This is a genomic window from Erythrobacter sp. CCH5-A1, assembly GCF_001557115.1.
Lineage (GTDB): Bacteria > Pseudomonadota > Alphaproteobacteria > Sphingomonadales > Sphingomonadaceae > Erythrobacter.
On the sequence record NZ_LSKQ01000187.1, the window covers coordinates 1 to 2,414 of the forward strand.

At 66.8% G+C, this 2,414-nt stretch carries 2 protein-coding genes; both read left to right on the top strand.

The features are described 5' to 3' along the window. The first annotated feature begins 164 nt into the window (after positions 1–164). Positions 165–1,946 carry a hypothetical protein gene (locus AX708_RS21365; RefSeq protein ID WP_066525583.1) on the top strand — a complete coding sequence of 594 codons (1,782 nt, stop codon included), beginning with the start codon at positions 165–167 and terminating at the stop codon, positions 1,944–1,946. A gap of 52 nt (positions 1,947–1,998) precedes the next feature. Continuing rightward, positions 1,999–2,414: M48 family metallopeptidase (locus tag AX708_RS11100; RefSeq protein WP_156454567.1), on the top strand; the 416-nt coding region annotated here is incomplete at its 3' end.

The following is a 2,414-nucleotide window of genomic DNA, read 5'->3' on the forward strand; positions in this document are numbered from 1 at the left end:
TGGTACTCCATGATATGGTGGCCGGGTGGGGAGGCGGGGCAGGAGGTCTGCGCCACCAAAGGTGGCACGCGAAACAAAAACTCCCCCCACCCGCTTAACGCGATCTTTACCACGCCGCGCCAGAACGGGCTGACACAGGTTCACCAAGGGGCGGATTTACAGCCATGGACACTCTGCGCGGCACCTTCGGTTCCGATTCGTCCGCGGATCGTAGCTGGGAGGAAAGCGAGCACGACGGCGCCGAGCCGGCCCGCAGCCGCGAGCTCCCGCCGCATGCCATCGGCCAGGACGAACGCCGCATGCAGGTGCGCGCCTACAACCACTGGGCGAGCCTGCTCGGGGACAACCTGTTCCCCAACATCGAAGACCTCGATCCCGCCAATCTTCCCGATTTCGGCCCGCATTCGGTGCTGCTCGATTTCTCCTTCGGGATCGACAACCCGGTGGTGCGTTTCCTCGGCGAGCGGCTTTCGGTCGAATGCAACGCGCACGGCACCGTGATCACCCGGCTTTCGGATGTGCCGCCGCGCTCGCTGCTGTCGCGCATCACCGATCACTACATGCAGATCCTCGCCAACCAGGCGCCGATCGGGTTCGAGGCGGAGTTCGTCAACCACGCCGGGATCGCGATCCTCTATCGCGGGATCCTGCTGCCGTTTTCGAGCGACAACGCGACCATCGACTTCATCTATGGCGTCATCAACTGGAAGGAGATGGCCGACCAGCTGACCGCGGACGAACTGCTGCTCGAAATCGACCAGACGCTCGAACTGGGTTCCGAACTCGCGCTCGCGCTGGAAGACATCGAAGAGGACGACGATGCGGCGGAGGCCGGCCTGCGCCCGGCTGATCCGGTCACCGACTGGGCGGATTCTCCTGCGCACGAGGACGAGACCGACATCGCTGCCCCCGCCGACCACGCCATCGGCGAAGACGCCGAAGACGATTTCCCGCGCGATTACGCAAGTCTCGCCGGGCCGGCCGAAGAGGTCGTCCTGCCCGATTTCAGCCAGTATGCGCTCGACGATCCCGACGAGGAATATGACGAGGACGAAGGCGAGGGCGAAGACGCCGGCTACAATTTCGCATCGCTCGCCGACTACATCGAGGCGCCGGCCAAGAAGGCGATCGACCTGACCGGGATCGAGCCGCTGCCCTTTGCCGAGGATGCGGTCGAGCCCGATTACGGCTTCACGCCCGAACCCGAGATCACGTTCGAACCCGAGCCGGAACTCGCGCCCGTCTTCGATGATGTGCAGGAGACCGAAGAGGTCGCTGTGGCCGATGAAACGGGCGACGCCGAGGACAGCCTTGCCGCTTTCGCCGACGATCTGCCCGAGGACGCGGGCCTTTACGATTGCCTCGCCGCCGCACGCGAACTCGCCCGCGCGGCCGACAGCACCGAGGACCGCAGCCGCAGCGCGCTCTATGCCGCGGTGAGCCGCGCCTACGACTTCTCGCTCGCCGCCAAGGAGGCGCCGGAAGACTACGCCGAACTGATCGCCGACGCCGGTCTCACCGTGCAGGAACGCGCGCCGATGACCCCGGTGGTCAAGCTCGTGTTCGGCCATGATTACGACAAGACCCGCCTCACCGAATACGCCGCCGTGCTGACCCACGCCCACCGCTTGCAACTGGAGCGCGGAAGCCTTGCGGGCTACCTCGCCGGGACCGAGGGCGGGGTGAAGGCGATCGTCAAGGCCGAACGCCGCCTGCGCCGCGAGGAGCAGGGCAAGCCGGTCGAGGATGCCCACGCTGTGCGCGAGGCGCTGGCCCAGGCGCTGCGCGCGCTGGAGGCGATCACGCTCGAGGAACTCGACGGCGGTGCCAGCGAATTCGCGCTCGCGCTGATCCGCCGCGACGAGATCGGCTGCGCGGAAATCCTCGGCGAGATCCCCGAGGATGTGGCGATGATCGAACGCGCGGCAAGGAAGCTTGTAGGCTAGGCAGCCCCACCTTCACATTGCGTTCAGCCGCGATGCAGGTAGGGTGCAGCCGATGCGCGGTCGCCCCAACCCCCTCGCCTTCTGCCTCGCCCTGCTGGCGAGCCTGCTGCTCGCCGCCCACCCGGCCGCAGCGCAATCGGTGCTGCGCGATGCCGAGACGGAGCAACTCCTCAAGGACATGCTCGCGCCGCTCGTCGAGGCGAGCGAACTCGAGCCCGGCAATGTCGAGGTCGTGCTGATCAATGATGGCTCGATCAACGCTTTCGTGGCGGGCGGGCAGGCGATCTATGTCCACTCCGGGCTGATCGGCGCGGCCGATACCGCCAACGAGGTGCAGGGCGTGCTCGCCCACGAGCTCGGCCACATCACCGCCCGTCACGCGGTGCGCTTCGAAGAGCGCACCAAGGTGGCGAACAACATCTCGATCCTCTCGCTGCTGCTGGGCGTGGGGGCGGCGCTGGCGGGGGC

What these genes read in the sequence shown, in the direction of transcription:
- AX708_RS21365 (WP_066525583.1), top strand. Translation starts at nt 165, where the DNA reads ATGGACACTCTGCGCGGCACCTTCGGTTCCGATTCGTCCGCGGATCGT.